Origin of the sequence: Azospirillum oleiclasticum (assembly GCF_013423485.1) — a bacterium.
GTDB classification, from domain to species: domain Bacteria; phylum Pseudomonadota; class Alphaproteobacteria; order Azospirillales; family Azospirillaceae; genus Azospirillum; species Azospirillum oleiclasticum.
In genome coordinates this window covers 1-20,338 of sequence record NZ_JABFFR010000047.1, presented here as the reverse complement: position 1 = coordinate 20,338, position 20,338 = coordinate 1, and the positions used below count along the sequence as shown (strand labels likewise).

At 69.6% G+C, this 20,338-nt stretch carries 18 protein-coding genes; 12 read left to right on the top strand and 6 right to left on the bottom strand.

What is annotated here, in order from left to right; all coding sequences use genetic code 11:
- The first annotated feature begins 3 nt into the window (after positions 1 to 3).
- Together HL658_RS31940 and HL658_RS31935 are read left to right on the top strand one after the other, a co-directional pair.
- Positions 4 to 1,176 (top strand): isovaleryl-CoA dehydrogenase, encoded by a 1,173-nt coding sequence (locus HL658_RS31940; protein WP_180284883.1) that lies wholly within the window; start codon positions 4 to 6, stop codon positions 1,174 to 1,176.
- A gap of 28 nt (positions 1,177 to 1,204) precedes the next feature.
- Entirely contained in the window at positions 1,205 to 2,338 is a 1,134-nt protein-coding gene (locus tag HL658_RS31935; RefSeq protein ID WP_180284884.1) for an acyl-CoA dehydrogenase family protein, read from the top strand.
- A 7-nt stretch (positions 2,339 to 2,345) separates the two neighbouring features.
- On the opposite strand, the gene HL658_RS31930 is transcribed toward HL658_RS31935, so the two are convergent.
- Both HL658_RS31930 and HL658_RS31925 read right to left on the bottom strand, forming a co-directional pair.
- The gene (locus tag HL658_RS31930; protein ID WP_180284885.1) at positions 2,346 to 2,810 is read right to left on the bottom strand and encodes a flavodoxin family protein; all 465 of its coding nucleotides are present in this window, start codon (positions 2,808 to 2,810) and stop codon (positions 2,346 to 2,348) included.
- A 25-nt stretch (positions 2,811 to 2,835) separates the two neighbouring features.
- A complete protein-coding gene (locus HL658_RS31925) occupies positions 2,836 to 4,470 on the bottom strand; it encodes a lysylphosphatidylglycerol synthase domain-containing protein (RefSeq protein ID WP_246338120.1) in 1,635 nt (544 codons plus the stop codon).
- Between the two features lie 175 nt (positions 4,471 to 4,645).
- Between HL658_RS31925 and HL658_RS31920 the strand changes: the two genes are divergently transcribed.
- The 5 genes from HL658_RS31920 (at position 4,646) to HL658_RS31895 (ending at position 12,479) form a co-directional block, all read left to right on the top strand.
- On the top strand, positions 4,646 to 6,817 hold the full coding sequence (locus HL658_RS31920) for a TonB-dependent siderophore receptor (protein WP_246338118.1): 2,172 nt from the start codon (positions 4,646 to 4,648) through the stop codon (positions 6,815 to 6,817).
- 10 nt (positions 6,818 to 6,827) lie between these two features.
- Entirely contained in the window at positions 6,828 to 7,970 is a 1,143-nt protein-coding gene (locus HL658_RS31915; RefSeq protein WP_180284887.1) for a PepSY-associated TM helix domain-containing protein, read from the top strand.
- Positions 7,967 to 8,137, top strand: coding sequence for a hypothetical protein (locus HL658_RS31910; protein WP_180284888.1), 171 nt, complete (start codon positions 7,967 to 7,969; stop codon positions 8,135 to 8,137). The genes HL658_RS31915 and HL658_RS31910 overlap by 4 nt, the downstream gene beginning before the upstream one ends.
- 69 nt (positions 8,138 to 8,206) lie before the next feature.
- Entirely contained in the window at positions 8,207 to 10,249 is a 2,043-nt protein-coding gene (locus HL658_RS31905) for an NAD(+) synthase (protein ID WP_180284889.1), read from the top strand.
- Positions 10,250 to 10,469: 220 nt separating this feature from the next.
- Entirely contained in the window at positions 10,470 to 12,479 is a 2,010-nt protein-coding gene (locus HL658_RS31895) for a methyl-accepting chemotaxis protein (RefSeq protein ID WP_246338116.1), read from the top strand.
- A gap of 64 nt (positions 12,480 to 12,543) precedes the next feature.
- On the opposite strand, the gene groL is transcribed toward HL658_RS31895, so the two are convergent.
- Together groL and groES are read right to left on the bottom strand one after the other, a co-directional pair.
- On the bottom strand, positions 12,544 to 14,169 hold the full coding sequence (groL, locus tag HL658_RS31890; protein WP_180284890.1) for a chaperonin GroEL: 1,626 nt from the start codon (positions 14,167 to 14,169) through the stop codon (positions 12,544 to 12,546).
- Between the two features lie 15 nt (positions 14,170 to 14,184).
- A complete protein-coding gene (groES, locus tag HL658_RS31885; protein ID WP_180284891.1) occupies positions 14,185 to 14,502 on the bottom strand; it encodes a co-chaperone GroES in 318 nt (105 codons plus the stop codon).
- A gap of 475 nt (positions 14,503 to 14,977) precedes the next feature.
- Here groES and HL658_RS31880 point away from each other — a divergent pair, with 475 nt between their 5' ends.
- Positions 14,978 to 15,394 carry a BON domain-containing protein gene (locus HL658_RS31880; RefSeq protein WP_246338114.1) on the top strand — a complete coding sequence of 139 codons (417 nt, stop codon included), beginning with the start codon at positions 14,978 to 14,980 and terminating at the stop codon, positions 15,392 to 15,394.
- Here HL658_RS31880 and HL658_RS31875 read toward each other — a convergent pair.
- Positions 15,345 to 15,815, bottom strand: a complete 471-nt coding sequence (locus tag HL658_RS31875; protein ID WP_180284893.1) for a DUF1284 domain-containing protein — start codon at positions 15,813 to 15,815, stop codon at positions 15,345 to 15,347. The two genes, HL658_RS31880 and HL658_RS31875, sit on opposite strands and share 50 nt — an antisense overlap.
- Positions 15,812 to 16,885: a malate/lactate/ureidoglycolate dehydrogenase gene (locus HL658_RS31870; RefSeq protein WP_180284894.1), complete on the bottom strand. Its 1,074-nt coding sequence runs from the start codon at positions 16,883 to 16,885 to the stop codon at positions 15,812 to 15,814. The genes HL658_RS31875 and HL658_RS31870 overlap by 4 nt, the downstream gene beginning before the upstream one ends.
- Before the next feature lie 38 nt (positions 16,886 to 16,923).
- Between HL658_RS31870 and HL658_RS31865 the strand changes: the two genes are divergently transcribed.
- From HL658_RS31865 to HL658_RS31850, 4 genes are all read left to right on the top strand, one after another.
- Complete coding sequence (locus HL658_RS31865) at positions 16,924 to 17,943, top strand: C-terminal binding protein (protein WP_343055399.1); 1,020 nt, start codon at positions 16,924 to 16,926, stop codon at positions 17,941 to 17,943.
- Positions 17,944 to 18,022: 79 nt separating this feature from the next.
- On the top strand, positions 18,023 to 18,304 hold the full coding sequence (locus HL658_RS31860) for a plasmid mobilization protein (RefSeq protein WP_180284895.1): 282 nt from the start codon (positions 18,023 to 18,025) through the stop codon (positions 18,302 to 18,304).
- Positions 18,301 to 18,522, top strand: coding sequence for a hypothetical protein (locus tag HL658_RS31855; RefSeq protein WP_180284896.1), 222 nt, complete (start codon positions 18,301 to 18,303; stop codon positions 18,520 to 18,522). The genes HL658_RS31860 and HL658_RS31855 overlap by 4 nt, the downstream gene beginning before the upstream one ends.
- 324 nt (positions 18,523 to 18,846) lie before the next feature.
- Positions 18,847 to 20,338 (top strand): HAMP domain-containing protein (locus HL658_RS31850; protein WP_180287701.1); only part of this gene is annotated, 1,492 nt, incomplete at its 3' end.

The following is a 20,338-nucleotide window of genomic DNA, read 5'->3' as shown; positions in this document are numbered from 1 at the left end:
GACATGCTCCCCAACCAGTACCCGTCGCTGAACTTCGACCTCGGCGACACGGCGGACATGCTGCGCGACAGCGTGCGCAGCTTCGCCTCCGACGAGATCGCGCCGCGCGCCGCCGACATCGACCGCGAGAACGAGTTCCCCGCCGACCTCTGGCGCAAGATGGGCGACCTCGGCATCCTCGGCGTGACCGTCGAGGAGGAGTATGGCGGCGCCGGCATGGGCTATCTGGAGCATGTGGTGGCGATGGAGGAGATCTCCCGCGCTTCCGCCTCCGTGGGACTCAGCTACGGCGCGCATTCCAACCTCTGCGTGAACCAGATCCGCAAGAACGGCAGCGAGGAGCAGAAGCGCAAATACCTGCCCAAGCTGATCAGCGGCGAGCATGTCGGCGCGCTCGCCATGTCGGAGCCGGGAGCCGGGTCCGACGTGGTGTCGATGCGGTTGCGCGCCGACAAGCGCGGCGACCGTTATGTGCTGAACGGCACCAAGATGTGGATCACCAACGGCCCAGACGCCGACACGCTGGTCGTCTACGCCAAGACCGACGTGAACGCCGGCCCGCGCGGCATCACCGCCTTCCTGATCGAGAAGGGAATGACGGGCTTCTCCGTCGCCCAGAAGCTCGACAAGCTGGGCATGCGCGGTTCCAACACCGGCGAGCTGGTGTTCGTGGACTGCGAGGTGCCGGAGGAGAATGTGCTGGGCGGCATCGGGCGCGGCGTCAACGTGCTGATGTCCGGCCTCGATTACGAGCGCGCCGTGCTGTCGGGCGGGCCGCTCGGCATCATGCAGGCCTGCATGGACGTGGTCATCCCCTACGTCCACGACCGCAAGCAGTTCGGCCAGCCCATCGGCGAGTTCCAGCTCATGCAGGGCAAGCTGGCCGACATGTACACGGTGATGAACGCCGCCAAGGCCTATGTCTACGCGGTGGCGAAGGCCTGCGACCGCGGCGAGACCGCCCGCAAGGACGCCGCCGGCGCCATCCTCTATTCCGCGGAGAAGGCCACCTGGATGGCGCTGGAGGCTATCCAGACACTGGGCGGCAACGGCTACATCAACGAGTATCCCACCGGCCGCCTGCTGCGCGACGCCAAGCTCTACGAGATCGGCGCCGGCACCAGCGAGATCCGCCGCATGCTGATCGGCCGCGAGCTGTTCAAGGAAACGGCGTAGCCGCCGCAGGGACAGGGGAGTTACGGACATGCACCTCACGGAAGACCAGCGGATGGTGCGCGAGATGGCCGCGGCCTTCTCGGCGGAGCGGCTGGCCCCCACCGCGGCGGAGCGCGACCGCACCGGCGCCTTCCCCAAGGAGGAGCTGGCCGAGATGGGCCGGCTCGGCCTGATGGGCATGCTGGTGCCGGAGGCGTATGACGGGGCCGCCACCGACCACGTCGCCTACGCGCTCGCCATCGAGGAGATCGCGGCCGGCGACGGGGCCGTCTCCACCATCATGAGCGTGCACAACTCGGTCGGCTGCATGCCGATCCTGAAGTTCGGCGACGAGGAGCAGCGCGAGCGCTTCCTGAAGCCGATGGCGCGCGGCGAGATGCTGGGCGCCTTCTGCCTGACCGAACCGCAGGCCGGTTCCGACGCAGCGGCGATCAAGACCCGCGCGCGGCGCGACGGCAACCACTGGGTGCTGAACGGCACCAAGCAGTTCATCACGTCGGGCAAGAACGCCGACGTGGCGATCGTCTTCGCGGTCAGCGACCCGGCGGCCGGCAAGCGCGGCATCACCGCCTTCATCGTGCCCACCGACACCCCCGGCTACCAGGTGGCGCGGGTGGAGGACAAGCTGGGGCAGAGTTGTTCCGACACCTGCCAGATCGTCTTCGAGGACTGCCGCATCCCCGCCGACCTGATGCTCGGGCCTGAGGGCGGCGGCTACAAGGTGGCGCTGGCGAACCTGGAGGGCGGGCGCATCGGCATCGCCGCCCAGTCCGTCGGCATGGCGCGCTCGGCCCTCGACCACGCCGTCCGCTACGCCCAGGAGCGGCAGAGCATGGGCGTGCCCATCGTCCAGCATCAGGCCATCGCCTTCCGGCTGGCCGACATGGCGACGAAGGTGGAGGCGGCCCGCCAGCTCGTGCTGCACGCCGCGTCCCTGCGCGACGCCGGCGAGCCCTGCCTGAAGGAGGCCGCCATGGCGAAGCTGTTCGCGTCCGAGGCGGCGGAGCGGGTCTGCTCCGACGCCATCCAGATCCATGGCGGCTACGGCTACCTGAACGACTTCCCGGTCGAGCGCATCTACCGCGACGTCCGCGTCTGCCAGATCTACGAGGGGACCAGCGACATCCAGCGGCTGGTGATCAGCCGGGCGCTGGTGGCGTGAGGGCAGTCTAGAACACCCCCGCCTCCAGACCGGCCGCCAGCAGCATCCCCAAATCCTCGCAGTGGCCGGCGAAGGCGGGGTCCCAGGCGCCGCGCAGCACCAGCGGCTCCCGCACCGCGCGCCAGCGCAGGCCGGTGGTGATGGTGGCGACGGCGCGGCAGGTGCCGGTGCCGTCGTTGCCGGCGCGTACATACAGCGCGTACGGCATGCCCTGCGTGCGCTCCAGGCAGGGGTAATAGACCCGGTCGAAGAAGTCCTTCAGCGCGCCGCTCATGTAACCCAAATTCTCCGGCGTGCCGAGGATGACGGCGTGGGCGGCCAGCACATCCTCCGGCCCCGCCTCCAGCGGCGCTTTCCAGGCCACCTCCACCCCCTCGATCTCCGACGCCCCGGCGCCGCGCAACACCGCGTCGCGCAGGGCCGCGGTGTTCGGCGAAGGAGCGTGGGCGACGAGAAGCAGGCGCTTGGGCATGGTGCTCGGTTCCGTGTCGGGCGTTCTATGGATCATCGACATGGGCGTCCGGGTGGCGCAGGCGCGACGCCGCGGTGACGAGATGGATCACCGCGGCGGCCAGCGCGATCACCCCCACCGCGACCGAGGCACGGAGGAAGCGGGAGGCGTCGCCGTGCAGCGCGAAATGCCACCACAGCTCGTCACTGAACTCCACGTGCTTGTAGGAGAAGAGGCCGAGCCACAGGGCGCTCGCCAGCGCCACCCCGGCCGCGAAGAACCAGGTGGGCGACGGCGGCTGGCGCAGCAGGCCGCCCCGCCGGTCGAACTCGCCGCGGGCCGGCAGCAGCGCCAGGAGGATCAACGCCGGCACGATCGCCTCCCGCCCGTCGCCGCCGCGCAGCAGGGTGGACAGGCACGCCACCGCCAGCAGCAGCAACGTCAGCACCCAGGCCGAGCGCAGCCGCCGCTGCAGCGCGTGCGCCAGCAGGATCAGCAGCACACCGGCGATGCTGCCGGAGAAGTGCGACATCTCCACCAGCGGCAACGTCGACTCGTCGGCGCCGGCGGGCAGCTCCGTGTCGGGCGTGGCGCGGGCGAACAGCAGGAAGGCGCCGGCGATGAAGGTGCAGCCGGCCAGCACCAGCGGCACCAGCGGGCTGATGGTGGCCGACACCGCGCGCGACAGGTCGCCCAGCCGCTGGCGCGCCTGGAACGCCTCCAGCCCGCCGAACATCAGCCCGGCGATGACCAGCGGTGCCAGATAATAGATGATGCGGAACACCAGCAGCCCGGCCATCACGTCGCCGCCCGGCATCTCCGGCGACAGGCTGACCAGCACGATGGCGTCGAACACCCCCAGCCCGCCCGGCACATGGCTGATGATGCCGGCCACCAGCGCGATGCCGAAGGTCACCACCACGTCCATGTAGGTGACGGCCCCCGACGGCGGCAGGCAGAGATACAGCACGCCCGCCGCCAGCAGCAGGTCGCACAGGCCGAGTAGGAGCTGGCCGCAGGCGATCCCCGGCCGCGGAAAGGCGATGTCGTGGCCGAACAGGCGCAACGGCCGCTTCAGCCACGCCCCGGCCACCCCGTAGCCGGACATCAGGACCAGCGCCCCGACCCCCAGCAGCATGCCGGCGTCCGCCGGCACCTTCAGCGCCTTCAGCGAGCCCGGATCCAGGATCATCACGATCGGCATCACCACCGCCAGACCCAACGTGAAGGTGGTGACGACGAACAGCGTGACCTGCGCCACATCCAGCATGCTGAGCCCGAAGGGGGCGTACAGCCGGTAGCGCACGGTGACGCCGATGATGCTGGCGAAGCCCAGGCTGTGGCTGAAGGCGTAGCTGGTGAAGGCGGTGAAGGCCACCCGCCGGTACGGGATCCGGCGGCGCAGGTGGGTGAGCGCCAGCACGTCGTAGAGCGTCAGCAGCCAGTAGCTGAACGCCGCCGCGGCCGACGCCGCGACGAGCTGGCCGGTGCCGATTCGCCCCAGGGCCTCGCGGATGTCGGCCACGCTGTAGCGGTCGAGCCAGCGGTCGAGCACCCACAGCGCGCCGCCCAGCAGAAGCAGGATCAGGACACCGGTGCCATAGCGCAGCAGGGCCTTGAGCGCCGGACGTCCCCCATCCGCGTCGGCGGTCGTTGGTTCAGTTGCGCGCTGGACCATCATGCCCCGTTCCATGTGTGCCGACCCCATGGAAACACCCGAACCGGCGGAACGGTCAATCCCTGCCGACGCACCACTTTTTGTTTGCGAATGATGTGCAGTTGCGATAGTGACGAAGAAAAATGCGAATGACTCGCACTTCAGATAGGGGACTTGGAGAGATATGGATCGGGGCAGAATGGGGCGGGGCCGAATCGGGCAAGGCAAAAGCCGGCGGCGTACGGCGTTCGCGATGCTGGCGGTGGCCGGGGTGGCGGTGCCCGTGGCGGCCGGCGCTCAATCCACCAGCTCCTCACCGGCTGGTGCTGCGATCGACCTGCCGGCGGTGACGGTGACCGGCACCGGCGAGACGGCGCTGTCGCCGGTGCCGGGCTATGTGGCGAACCGGGCGACGGCCGGCACCAAGACCGACACCCCGATCCTGGAGACGCCGCAGTCCATCTCGGTCATCCCGCGCGATCAGATCGAGGACCAGAACGCCCAGACCCTGAACCAGATCCTGCGCTACACCGCGGGCGTCACGCCGGAGACGCGCGGTGCGGTGGCAACCCGCTACGACCAGCTCAAGATCCGCGGCTTCGACGCGGACTATTACCTCAACGGGATGAAGCTGCAGTCGCTCTACTACATCTCGCCGCAGATCGATCCCTATCTGCTGGAGCGGGTCGAGGTGCTGAAGGGCCCGTCCTCGGTGCTCTACGGGCAGTCGCCGGCCGGCGGGCTGATCAACCAGGTGAGCAAGCGGCCGACGGCGAAGGCGCAGAACGAGGTCGGGATCGAGTACGGCACCGACAACCATTGGCGCGGCACGGCCGACCTGTCCGGCCCGATCGACGGCGAGGGAAAATTCCTCTACCGCCTGACCGCCGTGGGCTTGAGTGAAGACGGGCAGTTCAAGCTGACCGAGAACGAGCGCTACGCGATCGCCCCGGCCTTCACCTGGAAGCCCGACGCCGACACCCGCCTGACCATCCTGGCCTCCTACCAGCATGACCCGAAGGCGAACTCCTACGGTGGCGTGCCGCCCCAGGGCACGGTGCTGGCGAACCCGCTGGGCAAGATCCCGGTCGACTTCTACGACGGCGATCCGAACTACGAGAAGTTCGACCGCCGCCAGTCGTCCCTCGGCTACGAGTTCGACCGCCGTCTCAGCGACACCTGGACGCTGCGCCTCAACGGCCGGGTGATCCACACCGAACTGGCCTACGACAGCCTGTACGCCAATGGGCTGGCACCCGATTACCGCACCCTCTACCGCGGTGCCGCCACATCGCGCGAGACGCTGAACTCGTACACCTTCGACAACCAGCTCGAAGGGCGCTTCACCACCGGACCGGTGCAGCACACGCTGCTGACGGGGGTCGATTACCAGCGGATCAACGGCAACTACACCTTCGGATGGGGGCTGGCGCCGTCGATCGACGTCTTCAACCCGGTCTACGGCATCTCGGTCACGCCGCCGGCCACCTACCGCACCGACGTCGACGGCCACATGTACGGCGTCTACGTGCAGGACCAGCTCCGCTGGAACGGTTTCGTGCTGACGCTGGCCGGGCGCCACGACTGGGCCAAGGCCACCTACACCACCGCCTTCGGCGAGACGCGCCAGACCGACACCGCCTTCACCGGCCGCGCCGGCCTGACCTACGTCTTCGAGAACGGCGTCGCCCCCTACGTCAGTTACGCCGAATCCTTCGTGCCGCAGTCCGGCACCGACGCCACCGGGAAGCCCTTCGACCCGGAGGAAGGCACGCTCTACGAGCTCGGCGTGAAGTACCAGCCGCCGGGCACCAACAGCCTGTTCACCGCGGCGGTCTTCGAGATCACCCGCAGCAACCTGCTGACGGCGGACCCGGTGTTCCCCGGCCTGTCGGTGCAGACCGGCGAGGCCCGCTCGCGCGGCTTCGAGCTGGAGGCGAAGGTCGGGGTGACCGAGCATCTCGATCTGATCGGCACCTACACCTATCTCGACACCGAATACACCAAGGACAACAGCGGGCTGGAGGGCAACCAGCTCGCCGCCGTGCCGCGCCATCAGGCGTCGGGCTGGGCCATGTACCGCATGCCGCAGGGCACCGCTCTGGCCGGGCTCGGCCTCGGCGCCGGTGTGCGCTTCACCGGCGAGACCAAGAACACCGCCAACACCTTCTCGGTGCCGTCCTTCACGCTGGTCGACGCCGCGGTCACCTACGACCTCGGCGTGCTGTCGCCCAAGCTCACCGGCGCGGAGCTGTCGGTGAACGCCAAGAACCTGTTCGACAAGGAGTATGTGGCCTCCTGCTACTACGGCGACTGGTGCGCCTACGGCTACCAGCGCACCGTCGTGGCGGGCTTGCGCTACCGCTGGTAGGGAGAGGAGCATGACACCCGCGAGCCTGCGCGCCTGGCGCTGGGTCCACCGCTGGACCAGCCTGGTCTGTTCGGTGAACCTTCTGATCCTCTGCGTCACCGGGCTCATCCTGGTGTTCCACCACGAGGTGGAGCACCTGATGGGCACCGAGGAGCTGGACACCTCCTTCACGGAGGGGCAGGCGCCGCTGCCGCTGGAAACGCTGGTCGCCACGGCGCACAGGCAGGACCCGGCGCTGGAGCCGAAATTCGTCTCCTTCGATCCGGAGGAACGCGGGGCCCGCTACATCTATCTGAGCCCGCCCGGCGCCCGCGATTTCGAAGGCGGGCGCTGGGTGGTCCTCAACGCCTACACCGGCGCCAGCCAGATCCTCAAGCAGCCGACCGAGACGCTGACCGGTTTCCTGCTCAAGCTGCATGTCGACCTGTTCGCCGGCTTCGCCGGGCAGATGTTCGTGGGCGTCATGGGGCTGCTGTTCGTGGTCAGCACGGTCAGCGGGCTGGTGGTCTACGGCCCCTTCATGAAGAAGCTGGCCTTCGGCATCCTGCGCTTCGGGCGCAACACGCGCATCGCCAACACCGACCTGCACAACCTGTTCGGCGTCGCGACGCTGGTCTGGGCCTTCGTGGTCGGGCTGACCGGCGCCATCCTGTCCTTCTCGCCGCTGATCGTCGGCTACTGGCAGAACACCGAGATGGCGTCGCTGATCGCCCGCCACGCCGCCGAGCCGCGGGCGGGGACGGTGGTGGGCGTCGACGAGGTGGCGCGGGCCGGTACCGCCGCCTTCCCCGGCATGGATCTCGCCTTCATCGCCTATCCCGGCAACGACTACGCCAGCGACCGGCATTACAGCGTCGTGGTGCGCGGCCACACCGAGCTGACCCAACGCATCCTCAGCGTGGCGTTGGTCGACGCCGAGAGCGGCAAGGTGGTGGAGACGGCCGAGACGCCCTGGTACATCACCGCCCTGCTGCTGTCCGGCCCCTTCCATTTCGGCGATTACGGCGGGCTGCCGCTGCAGATCCTGTGGGCGCTCTTCACCATCGTGACCGGCGTGGTCACCGTCACCGGTTTCGTGGTGTGGCTGAAGCGACCGCGGGCGCGCGCGGTCGCCGGGATGACGGCCCGCGGCACGCAGGGGACACGGGCATGAGCGGCGTCTGGAGCATGCCGGTGGCGCTGGCCGTGCTGTCCTTCATCGGGCTGGCATCGGCCATCCTCGGCGACGGGATCTGGCACTGGGTGTGCTGGGCGGGGCTGGCGGTGCCGCTGGCGGTGTGCGCGCTGAAGCTGTGGGCGCAGTGGCCGGGGCGGGCTTGACGTCCGCCCACCCGGAACCGCCCGGACTCTGCTATGTTGTGGGCAGAGACTGACGATCCGGGCTGATCCATGACCTTCCGCTCCATTCACCGGCACGGCTTCGCGCGGGTTGCCGCCTGCACCATTCGCTGCACGCTGGCAGACCCGCAGGCGAACGCGGAGGAAATCCTGCACGTCGCGCGCGACTGCCACGAGCGCGCGGTGGCGGTGGCGACTTTTCCGGAACTCGCGCTGTCCGGCTACGCCATCGACGACCTGCTGATGCAGGATCCGCTGCTGGACGCGGTGGAGCGGGCGGTCGACACGATCGTCGAGGGGTCGCGGGAACTGCGGACGCTGCTGCTGGTGGGGGCGCCACTGCGCTGGGGCCTGCGCGTCTACAACACGGCGGTGGCGGTGCAGCGCGGGCGCATCCTGGGCGTGGTGCCCAAGGTCTATCTGCCGAACTACCGGGAATTCTACGAACACCGGCAGTTCGCTTCGGGTGCGGGCACCGGCGGATCGACCATCCGCCTCGCCGGGCAGGAGGTGCCCTTCGGCCCGGATCTGCTGTTCGAGGCGGAAGACGTGCCCGGCCTCACCATCCACACCGAGATCTGCGAGGACATGTGGGTCGCCATCCCGCCGAGCTCGGAGGCGGCGCTGGCCGGGGCGACGGTGCTGACCAACCTGTCGGCCAGCAACATCACCATCGGCAAGGCGGAGACGCGGCGGCTGCTGTGCAAGGCGCACTCCGCCCGCTGCCTCGCCGCCTACCTCTATTCCTCCGCCGGGGCGGGGGAGTCCACCACCGATCTGGCGTGGGACGGGCAGGTGTCGATCTTCGAGAACGGAGAGACGCTGGCGGAAAGCCCGCGCTTCCCGGCCGGTGCCCAGATGGCCGTCGCCGACGTCGATCTGGACCTGCTGCGCCAGGAACGGCTGCGCATGGGCACCTTCGACGACAACCGCCGCGGCCAGGGGGGCGCCGCCAACTTCCGCCGGCAGTCCTTCCGGCTCGATCCGCCGGACGCGGATGTGGGACTTCTGCGCTCCGTCCCGCGCTTCCCCTTCGTGCCGGCGGTGCGCGAGCGGCTGGAGCTGGACTGTTACGAGGCCTACAACATCCAGGTCGCCGGCCTCGTGCAGCGGCTGCGCGCCACCGGCGTGCGGCGGATCGTCATCGGCGTGTCGGGCGGGCTCGATTCGACGCAGGCGCTGATCGTGGCCACCCGCGCCTTCGATCTGCTGGACCGGCCGCGCACGGACATCCTCGCCTACACCATGCCCGGCTTCGGCACCAGCGAGGGCACCAAGCGCAACGCATTCCGCCTGATGGGGGCGCTGGGCGTCACCCAGTCCGAGCTGGACATCCGCCCGGCCGCCCGCCAGATGCTGGCCGACATGGCCCACCCCTTCGCCCGCGGCGAGCCGGTCTACGACGTCACCTTCGAGAATGTGCAGGCGGGGCTGCGCACGGATTACCTGTTCCGCCTCGCCAATCAGCAGGACGGCATCGTGCTCGGCACCGGCGACCTGTCGGAGCTGGCCTTGGGCTGGTGCACCTACGGCGTCGGCGACCAGATGTCACACTACAACGTCAACGCCGGCGTGCCGAAGACGCTGATCCAGCATCTGATCCGATGGGTCAGCCACACCGGCCAGTTCACGCCCGAGGTCTCGGCCACCCTGGACGACATCCTGAAGACCGAGATCTCGCCGGAGCTGGTGCCGGCCGGCGCCGACCAGGCGCTGCAGAGCACCGAGGCCAAGATCGGCCCCTACGACCTGCAGGACTTCAACCTCTTCTACACGCTGCGCTACGGCTTCCGCCCCTCGAAGATCGCCTTCCTGGCCCTGCACGCCTGGGAGGACGCGGCGCGCGGCGACTGGCCCGCCGGCTATCCGGTGGAAAAGCGGCGCGCCTACGAGCTGGCGGAGATCCGGTCCTGGCTGAAGGTCTTCATCGCCCGCCATTTCGGTTTCAGCCAGTTCAAGCGCTCCGCCATGCCCAACGGCCCGAAGGTGACCGCCGGCGGCTCCCTCTCCCCCCGCGGCGACTGGCGGGCACCGTCCGACGGCAACGCGCGCGTGTGGCTGGAGGAGCTGGAGAGGAACGTGCCGGAGGGGTAGCCGAACGCGGCTCGCCATCCCTGTCCATCGCTGTGTCCCGCACCACACGCAGGCGCGGTTGCCACTCCGAGTCCGACAACCCGTGACCATCCGGTTCAGGTTGTAGGAACTTTCGTCTTATTGAGTCGGCCCATTTTTCGTATACCAAATGGCCTATCTCCGGCATATTATCGTATGTCAATGCGGCGGATCGCCTCCCCGCCGCGCGTGGGGGAACGGGATGTTTGGCCATCTGACCATCGGAAAGAAAATCGCCGCGGGATTCGCCACGGTGCTGCTGCTGCTGGCGGTGCTCGGTGTGAACGCCTGGCGCGACGCCGCGGCGCTCAACGACCGGCTGGAAGCCTTCGCCAACCAGGGCATGGTGGTGGAACTGACGCAACGGGTTGACGCCACCGTCCTGCGGGCCCGCATGGCCTCGTTGCGCTTCACCTATTCCGGTGGCGACGCGAACGCCCGAACCCTGGCCAGCGAACTCGCCACCGCCCGGGACGAGCTGCGACAGGCCAGGGGCTTCGTCGCGCGCGAGACGACGCTGCGCATGATCGACGAGATCCTGGCAACGATCGATCAGTACGAAGCCGCCTTCCAGGAGACGGTGGCGGCGCGCAAACGCCGGGAGGAGCTGCGCCAGAGCATCGCCTACGACGCCGGCAACAAGCTGCGCGCCGCGCTGCTGGAGATCCGCAACGCGGAGCTGGAGGCCGGTACACTCGGCACCGTGGCGAAGGCCGCCCAGGTCGCCGAGGATGTCTGGACCACCCGCGCCCTGATCTTCCGCATCCTGGCCGGTGACAAGGAGTTCGACTTCGGCGCCGTGCACAAGCGCACCGACGCCGCCAACACCGCCTTCACGGAACTGGCGGCGATGCCGCTCGCCGCCGGACAGGCAGAGCGCGTGGCCACCGTTGGCACGATGTTGCGCGGCTTCGCCGCCGGTCTTGGCGACCTGGAGCGCAGCATCGAACAGGTGGATACGCTGCGCGACAAGAGGATGGCGCCGCTCGGCGTCCGCGCCGGCGAGATGGTGAAGGCGGTGCGGGAGGCCACCTCCGCCTATCAGGCGACGCTGCGGACCAGCGCGACCGAGGCCGCCGACCTCTCCGAAACGGTGGCGCTGGGGCTGACGCCGGCCGCGGTGCTGCTGGGCATCGCCTTCGCCTGGGGCATCGGCCGCAACGTGTCGCGCCCGGTGGTGGCGATGACCGCCGCGATGACCCGTCTCGCCGACGGCGACACCGCGGTGGAGGTTCCGGCGGCCGGACGGCGCGACGAGATCGGACGGATGGCCGCCGCCGTCCAGGTCTTCAAGGAGGGCTTGGCGCGCACCCGGGCGATGGAGGAAGAGGTGCGCCGCTCGCAGGAGCAGGCGGAGGTCGAGAAGCGCAACGCCCTGCGTCGGATGGCCGACGATTTCGAGACCAGCGTCCGCGGCGTGGTGGCTAAGGTCTCGTCCGCCGCCGGCCACATGCGGGACAACTCCCGCCAGCTCACCGAGATGGCCGAGGACGGCCGCTCGCGCGCGGCCATGGTGATGGCCGCCGCCGAGCAGACCTCCGCCAACGTGCAGACCGTTGCCGCCTCGGCCGAGCAGATGACCAGCTCGATCGGCGAGATCTCGCGGCGCGTCGGCGAGGCCACGGATGTCGCGCAGCGCGCCTCCTCCCGCGCCGGGGAGACCTCGCGCAGCATCCAGGTCCTGGCCGAGCAGGCCAAGGGCATCGGCGACGTGGTCCAGCTCATCAACTCGATCGCCAGCCAGACCAACCTTCTGGCCCTCAACGCCACGATCGAGGCGGCGCGCGCGGGCGAGGCCGGCAAGGGCTTCGCGGTGGTGGCGCAGGAGGTGAAGAACCTCGCCAACCAGACCGCCAAGGCGACGGAGGAGATCAGCGCCCAGATCGCCGGCATGCAGCAGGCGACCGGCGGCGCGGTGGATGCCATCGGCGAGATCGCCGCGGTCGTCGATCAGATCAACGAGATCTCCACCACCATCGCCGCCGCGGTGGAGGAGCAGGACGCCGCGACGCGGGAGATCGCCCGCAACGTCCAGCAGGCCGCCGTCGGGACCATGGAGATTTCCCGCACCATGAGCGGCGTGCGGGAAATGGCCGAAGGCACGGGGAGTGCGGCCAAGGAGGCGTTGAGCGCCGCCGATGGCCTGTTCCGCGACAGCGAACATCTCTCCACCGAAGTCGACCGCTTCATCCGTCAGGTCCGGGCCGGGTGACGGCCCCAAAAAAAGGGGCCGTGCCCGCCGGCACGGCCCCGATCATTGCCAACGTCCGACCCGATCAGTAGTCCATGTCGGCACCCGGTGCCGGGGCCGCGGGCTTCTTCTCAGGCAACTGGGCCACCATCGCCTCGGTGGTGATCAGCAGGCCGGCGACCGACGCCGCGTCCTGCAGCGCGGTGCGCACCACCTTGGCCGGGTCGATGATGCCGGCCTTCACCAGATCGACCCACTCGCCCTTGTAGGCGTCGTAGCCCCAGCCGTAGTCGCTGCTGTCGGCCAGCTTGCCGACCACGATGGAGCCGTCGACACCGGCGTTGGTCGCGATCTGCCGAACCGGGGCGGTCAGGGCGCGGCGCACGATGTCGATGCCGACGCGCTGGTCGTCGTTGGCGGGCTTCAGCCCGGCCAGCGCCGCCGCGGCGCGGGCGAGCGCCACGCCGCCGCCGGGCAGGATGCCCTCCTCCACCGCGGCGCGGGTCGCGTGCACGGCGTCGTCGACGCGGTCCTTGCGCTCCTTCACCTCCACCTCGGTGGCGCCGCCGACACGGATCACCGCCACGCCGCCGGCCAGCTTCGCCAGCCGCTCCTGCAGCTTCTCGCGGTCGTAGTCGCTGGTGGTCTCCTCGATCTGCACCTTGATCTGCGCGACGCGGGCGGTGATGGCCGCCTTGTCGCCGGCGCCGTTGACGATGGTGGTGTCGTCCTTGGTGATGACCACCTTGCCGGCGCGGCCCAGCATGTCGATGGTGACGTTGTCGAGCTTGACGCCCAGCTCCTCCGACACGACCTGCCCGCCGGTGAGGATGGCGATGTCCTCCAGCATGGCCTTGCGGCGGTCGCCGAAGCCCGGCGCCTTCACCGCCGCCACCTTCAGGCCGCCGCGCAACTTGTTGACGACCAGCGTCGCCAGCGCCTCGCCCTCGACATCCTCGGCGACGATCAGCAGCGGGCGGCCGGACTGCACCACCGTTTCCAGCACCGGGATCAGCGACTGGATGCCCGACAGCTTCTTGTCGTGGATGAGGATGTAGGGATCCTCCAGCTCCACCTGCATCTTGTCGGCGTTGGTGACGAAGTAGGGGCTGGTGTAGCCGCGGTCGAACTGCATGCCCTCGACGACGTCCAGCTCGGTCTCCAGGCTCTTCGCCTCCTCCACCGTGATGACGCCCTCGTTGCCGACCTTCTCCATCGCCTTCGCCAGCATGGCGCCGACCTCGCGGTCGCCGTTGGCGGAGATGGTGCCGACCTGGGCGATCTCCTCGTTGGTGGTGACCTTGCGGGAACGGGCCTTCAGCTCGGCCACGACAGCCTCGACCGCCATGTCGATGCCGCGCTTCAGGTCCATGGGGTTCATGCCGGCCGCCACCGACTTGGCCCCCTCGCGCACGATGGCCTGGGCCAGGACGGTTGCGGTGGTGGTGCCGTCGCCCGCCAGATCGGCGGTCTTGGACGCCACCTCGCGCACCATCTGCGCGCCCATGTTCTCGAACTTGTCGGCGAGCTCGATCTCCTTGGCGACGGTCACGCCGTCCTTGGTGATCCGCGGCGCCCCGAACGACTTCTCGATGACGACGTTGCGGCCCTTGGGACCCAGCGTCACCTTCACGGCGTCGGCCAGGATATCGACACCGCGCAGCATCTTCTCGCGCGCGGCGGCCGAGAACTTCACGTCCTTCGCAGCCATGTCCGGTTCCTCCCCTTACGCCGCCTTGCGCGCCGGCTCGGCCACACCCTCGATGATGCCGAGGATGTCGCTCTCCTTCATGATCAGCAGGTCTTCCCCGTCGATCTTCACCTCGGTGCCCGACCATTTGCCGAACAGCACCCGGTCACCGGGCTTCACGTCGAGGGCGACCAGCCTGCCGGACTCGTCGCGGGCACCCGGCCCCACGGCCAGCACCTCGCCTTCCTGCGGCTTTTCCTTGGCGGTGTCGGGGATGATGATGCCGCCGCGGGTCTTGGTGTCGGACTCGACCCGGCGCACCAGCACGCGGTCGTGCAGTGGTTTGAACGTCATGTTGGGACACTCCTTGCGTCAAGCGAATGTCGTCTGGTCTTCCAGCACCCCCGCTCCGGGGCGGCGCTGTCGATGACACGTGATTTATTCGAAGCGTCACGAGCAGTCAAGAGATTTTGTTTCGGTTATTCTTGCAAATACCTGGCCTTTATTTGGGCGCGCGACAGTGTTCAGCCCGAATATCGGGCCGTTCCGGGGCGTCGTCGATGGGGTTGGTCGCCGGCCGCGGCGATCAGGCGGGTATCGGGGGCCGGGCGGAAAGGTCGTTCGTCAGCATCGCACACATCCTCCGTGGAGCAACATGCAGGACACCGCCGCGCCCGCGCGGGCGCGGCCTGGGTTCGACGCCGGACCCGCAAGGGGCAAGCCGGCAGCGTCGGGATGTGGTGAGGACCGGGCGTCCGTCAAGAGGGGCCGGGACACTCCGGCGGCGGCGCTGTTGCACCCGTCGGGACTTCAACATCGGGAGGAACGCATGACGCCCAACGGCGACCACCGCGGCCCGGGACCGCGCGGCCATGTCCGGTCCGACGCGCGCGTCCTTGACGACCTGCACGACCGCCTGACCGAAGACCCGCGGCTCGACGCCGCCGGGATCACGGTTCAGGGCACCGGTGGCGACGTCGCCCTGACCGGCACCGTCGCCGAGCGCGATGCCGGGCGCATCGCTGAGCACATTGCGCGGTCCGTGTCCGGCGTGGACCATGTGCGCAACGATCTGCGCGTCCGGCGCCCGGACCCTGATGACCGCAGCGCCTATGCCGCCGCGACGCCCGTCAGCATCCCCGGCCTGGACGGTCGGCCCGGGCATCGCGCGTCCGTCCGCCCCACCAGCGGCGCCGTCACGGACACCGGGGCGCCGACGGGCCAAACCGCAAAACGCGGTCCGTAGAACGGTCGAGCCGCGCCCCGGCGAAGTCTGCCGCGGCGACCGCCGTGCACAGCTCCGACCACTCGCATCCGGCGCAGGCCGCGCGGATCGTGCCGTCGCGGAAGGCCGCGCGCAGCCGCGCCACAAGCACCGGTGTCGGGACGAGCCGTTCGCCCGGCGGGATCGCGCGGCCAAGCAGGGCGCCGACCGCAAGCGCCGCCGCTTCATCGCGGTCACGGATGCGGTCGAGCCGGCAATGGGCGCCGGGATCGTCCAGCAGCGGCGCACAGATGTCATCGGGGCCGGTGACCAGCTCGATTTCCTCCCCCGCTGCCAGCCGCTCCAGCACCCGGTCGTAATTGGCGGTGAAGGCCGGGCTGTAGCCCCGGCCGACATAGGTCAGCATGCACAGCAGGTGATGGGCGCGCAGCCGCACCGTCACGCCGCACCCTCGACGCCCAGCAGCCCCGGCACGTCCAGCCCGAAGGCGGTGCCGTAGCGGTGCAGCGCCGCCTCGGTGTCGGGATCGAGCGCAATGCCGTCGCGCGCGGCGCGGGCCGCGTGCTCGCGCTCCGGGTCGCCGGGGATGCGCACGCGGTCGGTGCCGGGCGCCGGCGGCGTGCCCTCCATGTAATCGAGTGCCGCATCGGCCAGCGCCTCCCACCCGGTCTCGGCGACGCGGGCGGGGTCGAGCACGAAGGCCAGCGCGTTGTTGACCACCCGGCCCGGCCGCAGATTCTCCGGCAGGGCCGGCAGCCCGGCGACCAGGGCCCCCGCCAGAATTTCGCAGGCCAGGGCCAGCCCATAGCCCTTGTGTCCGCCGAAGGGCAGGATGGCGCCGGTCGGCTCGCGGAACATCACAGCGGGATCGCGGGTCGGCAGCCCGTCGGGGTCGATCAGCAGGCCGTCGGCGACCTCCACCCCCTTGGACGCCGCGACGCGGCACTTGTTGGCGGCGATGGCGCTGGTGGCGAAATCCAGGACCATCGGCGGGTGGCCGGGGGTGCCGGGCACGGCCACGCAGATGGGGTTGGTGCCCAGCCGCGGCCGGGCGCCGCCCTGGGGGGCCGCCAGCGGGCGGCTGACCACGTTGACGAACCAGACCGTCACCAGCCCGGCCGCCACGCACTGCTCGCCGTAGGCACCGACGCGGCCGATGTGGTGGGCGTGGCGGAGCGCCAGGATGCAGGCGCCGCCGCGGCGCGCCCTCTCGATCGCGAGCTCCGTAGCCTCCTTCGCGATGACCTGCCCGTAGCCGAAGCCGCCGTCCACCACCAGGAACGGCGCGTCGTCGCGCAGGATGCGGGCGTGGCGGTTGGCGGTCAGATGCCCGCGTTCCAGGCTGGTCATGTAGACCGCGATCTGGCAAACGCCATGGCTGGCGTGGCCCTTCGCATCGGCCTCCACCAGGTTGCGGGCGACGGTCGCCGCCTCCTCGGGGGAGCTGCCGGACGCGCGGAGGATGGCGTCGAGCGTCGCGGTCAGCCGGTCGGGCGCGTACAGTCGGGGCATCGGATCACTCACCAACGAAGACGAGAGGGGAAGGGAACGTGACGGAGACGGGCGTGGACACCGCGGCGCGGTTCGTTGTCGGGATCACCGACCATATGATGGGTCCACCAACAATTGAAGCCGAGATCCTTGCGGGTCTGGCAGACGTGGATTTCTTCGATACCCGGCGGGAGGACGCCATGGACCCGGCGCGGCTGGCCCGGGTGGATGCGCTGATGGTGTGGGGGGCCCCGGTCACCCGGCGCATCATCCCGCACCTGACCCGCTGCCGCGGCGTCGTCCGATTCGGGGTCGGCTACGACAAGGTGGACGTGGCGGCGCTGGCCGAGGTCGGCATCCCATTCGCCAACAACCCCGACTACGGCACCGAGGAGGTGGCCGACCACGCGGTGGCGCTGCTGCTGTCGCTGCAACGCCGGCTGTGGGAGCACGACGCCCGCTCCCGCACCTACGGCGCGACCTGGCAGACCAACACGCTGTCGCCGCTGCACCGCGGCTCGAAGGCCACCGTGGGGGTGGTGGGGGTGGGGCGCATCGGCACCGCCGTGGTAAACCGGCTGAAGCCCTTCGGCTACCGCATCCTCGGCCACGACCCCCACCAGCCGGCCGGGCACGAAAAGGCCGTCGGCTACACCCGCGTGCGGCATCTGGACGAGCTGCTGGCCGAATCCGACATCGTCACCTTCCACTGCCCGCTCGACGGGACGACGCGCGGCTTGCTGGACGCCGCGCGGCTGGAGCGCTTCAAGCCCGGCGCCATCCTGGTGAACACCGCCCGCGGCGAGCTTCTGGCCGGGCTCGACCCGCTGGAGACGGCGCTGCGCAGCGGCCGGATCGCCGCCGCCGGGCTCGACGTGCTGCCCAGCGAGCCGCCCGCCCCGCACCCGCTGATCGACGCCTGGCGCGCGCGGGAGCCGTGGCTGCAGGGGCGTCTGGTGATCACCCCGCACAACGCCTTCCACTCCGACGCCGCGGCTCTGGAGATGCGCTCCAACGCCGCCTGGACCGTGCGGATCCTGCTGGAGGAGGGCGTGCTGCGCAACCGCATCGCGCCGTGACCCGGCCGGGCGGGAGGACCTTGCGCCTCCCGCCCGGATATCCCATGATCATGCACAGGGTATGATCATGGAGGATGGGATGCCTTCGATCGAAACCGCCACCGAGCGCGTGATCACGCTGATGACGCCGACGGAAAAAGCCACCCTCGAACAGAAGGCACGGCAGGCGGGCGTATCGGTTGGCGAGTTCGTCCGCCGATCGGTCGATGCCTATGATCCGGAGGAGGCAGCCCTGCTCGCGGAGCTGGAGGCACTGGCCGTCGAACTCAAGCGCAGCAACGATGAGGCATCTTCGGCGCTCGACAGGGCCCTGGCGAGCATCGCCGAAACGCGCGCGCAGCTCGACCGGTCCGCGGCGTGAGCGCCATCAAGGACATCCTCGCCGGGCTGAAGACCGCCATCGAATTGAACGGCAAGGTCGTTGCCGTCGCCGGTGCGGTGGAACGGCTGACCACGGACATGCGCGACCTCGACCGCCGGGTCGTGCGGCTCGAAACCATCGTCGAGATCGCCCGCCCCGATGGCGCCGTTCTGCGCATCGCACCGAAGCCGGGGAGCGTGCCGCCGTCCGATCGGTGACGGCGACGCGCACGAACGGCCGCGGCGACAGGCCCCGGCCGGAGCCGCGCGGTTTTTCTTGATTGTCTCCCGAAAAAGCGTCACAGGATTTCATCCGGAGGCTGTCCCCCGACACCCCCGCTCGTCGTCCGCGCGCGATCCTGCGGGCCAGCGGGAGCGCCGGTCGCAGCGATGTCACGGCCGCACAATGTGACGCAGAGGCGAACTTTACGCTTTCCTCAAAAAACGCCTTTCATTATCCATGACAAGAGTTCCGTGTTCCAGGCGGCCGGCCTCGCTGTAAAGGCCACCGCCCCCGACGCCGATCGGAATGGAGGGTCGAAGGTGTTGAAGATCTTGAGGGGTGGGCCGGCGATCCGATTCCTGCTCGGTTTTTCGGCAATGGTTGCCGCGGCTTTCATCGCCTTGGCGACGATCTTCTACCATGCGCAGTCGGAGACGGAAATAAACGGATCCCGGTACGACAGGATCGTGCTGGGCAAGGATCTGATCGCCGACATCCTGCCGCCGCCGGCCTATGTGATCGAAGCCTACCTGATGGCGACGAAGCTGAAGGAGGCGGACGGCGCCGCCGCCCAGCCCTACCTCGCCCGGCTGCGGACGCTGGAGAAGGACTACGCCGACCGGCACGGGTTCTGGACCGGGGCGGGGCTGTCCGGGCGGATCGGCGAGTTGATGCTGCGGACCTCGGACGGGCACGTGCGGGCCTTCTTCAAGGCGGTCAACGAGCGGCTGGTGCCGGCGGTGACCCAGAACCGCGGCGACCGCGCCGAAGCCTACGCGGCCGTCTCGGCCGCCTACGAGGCGCACCGCCGGGTGGTGGACGAGATCGTCACCCTGGCACAGGCCGATCTGAACGCCCAGGAGGCGGAGGCACGGACGGTCCAGGCCCATTATTCCACGCTGCTGGCGGCGGCGGTCGGCGGCGGCCTGACCGTGCTGGCGGTGGCGCTCGGGCTTCTCTACGCCGGGCTGGTGCTGCCGATCGCCCGCATGGCCGGCACCATGACCCGCCTTGCCGAAGGCGACGATTCCGTGATGGTGGAGGTCGTGCCGGGGCGGGGCGAGCTGGCCCGCCTGACCCAGGCCGTGGAGCGGCTGAAGCAGACGGTGGCCGCCGCCTTCCGCCAGAGCCAGATGCTCGACCAGATGGCGGCCCATGTCATGATGGCGGAAGGACCGGACTTCACCATCACCTACGTGAACAAGGCCAGCCAGGAATTGTTGAAGCGGCTGGAGGCGCATCTTCCGGTGCCGGCCGAGAGCGTGACCGGCCAGAGCATCGACATCTTCCACAAGCACCCGCAGGGTGCCCGGACCATCCTGAAGGACCCGGCGCGCCTGCCCCACACCACCCGAATCCGCATCGGCGACGAGGTGGCGGAGCTGCGCGTCAGCGCCATTCGCGACCGGCATGGCAACTACACGGGGCCGCTGCTCACCTGGGAACTGGTGACCGAGCAGGTGCGTATGGCCGAGAGCTTCGAGCGCGAGGTCGCCGCCGTCATCGCCCAGGTGGTCGAGGCCGTTCAGAACATCCACGCCTCCTCCGACGGCATGGCGCGCCGCCAGGAAACGGGAGCGTCGCGTTCCATGATCGTCGCCGACGCCGCGGCCGAGACCAACGGGCGCATCCAGGGCGTGGCCGCGGCGGCGGAGGAACTGTCCGCCTCCATTGCCGAGATCGCGCGGCAGGTGTCCACCGCCGCCAGCGTCTCCGCCTCGGCGATGGCCGACGTGGACGGTGCCGCCGAGCAGATCGAGCGGCTGGCCGCGGCGGCGTCGGAGATCGGGCAGGTGGTCAGCATGATCGGCC

Excerpts from the sequence above, each read along its gene's own strand:
- HL658_RS31940 (WP_180284883.1), top strand. The coding sequence starts at position 4 with ATGCTCCCCAACCAGTACCCGTCGCTGAACTTCGACCTCGGCGACACG.
- groES (WP_180284891.1), bottom strand. The coding sequence starts at position 14,502 with ATGACGTTCAAACCACTGCACGACCGCGTGCTGGTGCGCCGGGTCGAG.
- HL658_RS31910 (WP_180284888.1), top strand. The coding sequence starts at position 7,967 with ATGAGCGGCGTCTGGAGCATGCCGGTGGCGCTGGCCGTGCTGTCCTTC.
- groL (WP_180284890.1), bottom strand. The coding sequence starts at position 14,169 with ATGGCTGCGAAGGACGTGAAGTTCTCGGCCGCCGCGCGCGAGAAGATG.
- HL658_RS31895 (WP_246338116.1), top strand. The coding sequence starts at position 10,470 with ATGTTTGGCCATCTGACCATCGGAAAGAAAATCGCCGCGGGATTCGCC.
- HL658_RS31935 (WP_180284884.1), top strand. The coding sequence starts at position 1,205 with ATGCACCTCACGGAAGACCAGCGGATGGTGCGCGAGATGGCCGCGGCC.
- HL658_RS31880 (WP_246338114.1), top strand. The coding sequence starts at position 14,978 with ATGACGCCCAACGGCGACCACCGCGGCCCGGGACCGCGCGGCCATGTC.
- HL658_RS31925 (WP_246338120.1), bottom strand. The coding sequence starts at position 4,470 with ATGATGGTCCAGCGCGCAACTGAACCAACGACCGCCGACGCGGATGGG.
- HL658_RS31920 (WP_246338118.1), top strand. The coding sequence starts at position 4,646 with ATGGGGCGGGGCCGAATCGGGCAAGGCAAAAGCCGGCGGCGTACGGCG.
- HL658_RS31930 (WP_180284885.1), bottom strand. The coding sequence starts at position 2,810 with ATGCCCAAGCGCCTGCTTCTCGTCGCCCACGCTCCTTCGCCGAACACC.
- HL658_RS31870 (WP_180284894.1), bottom strand. The coding sequence starts at position 16,885 with ATGCCCCGACTGTACGCGCCCGACCGGCTGACCGCGACGCTCGACGCC.
- HL658_RS31905 (WP_180284889.1), top strand. The coding sequence starts at position 8,207 with ATGACCTTCCGCTCCATTCACCGGCACGGCTTCGCGCGGGTTGCCGCC.
- HL658_RS31860 (WP_180284895.1), top strand. The coding sequence starts at position 18,023 with ATGCCTTCGATCGAAACCGCCACCGAGCGCGTGATCACGCTGATGACG.
- HL658_RS31915 (WP_180284887.1), top strand. The coding sequence starts at position 6,828 with ATGACACCCGCGAGCCTGCGCGCCTGGCGCTGGGTCCACCGCTGGACC.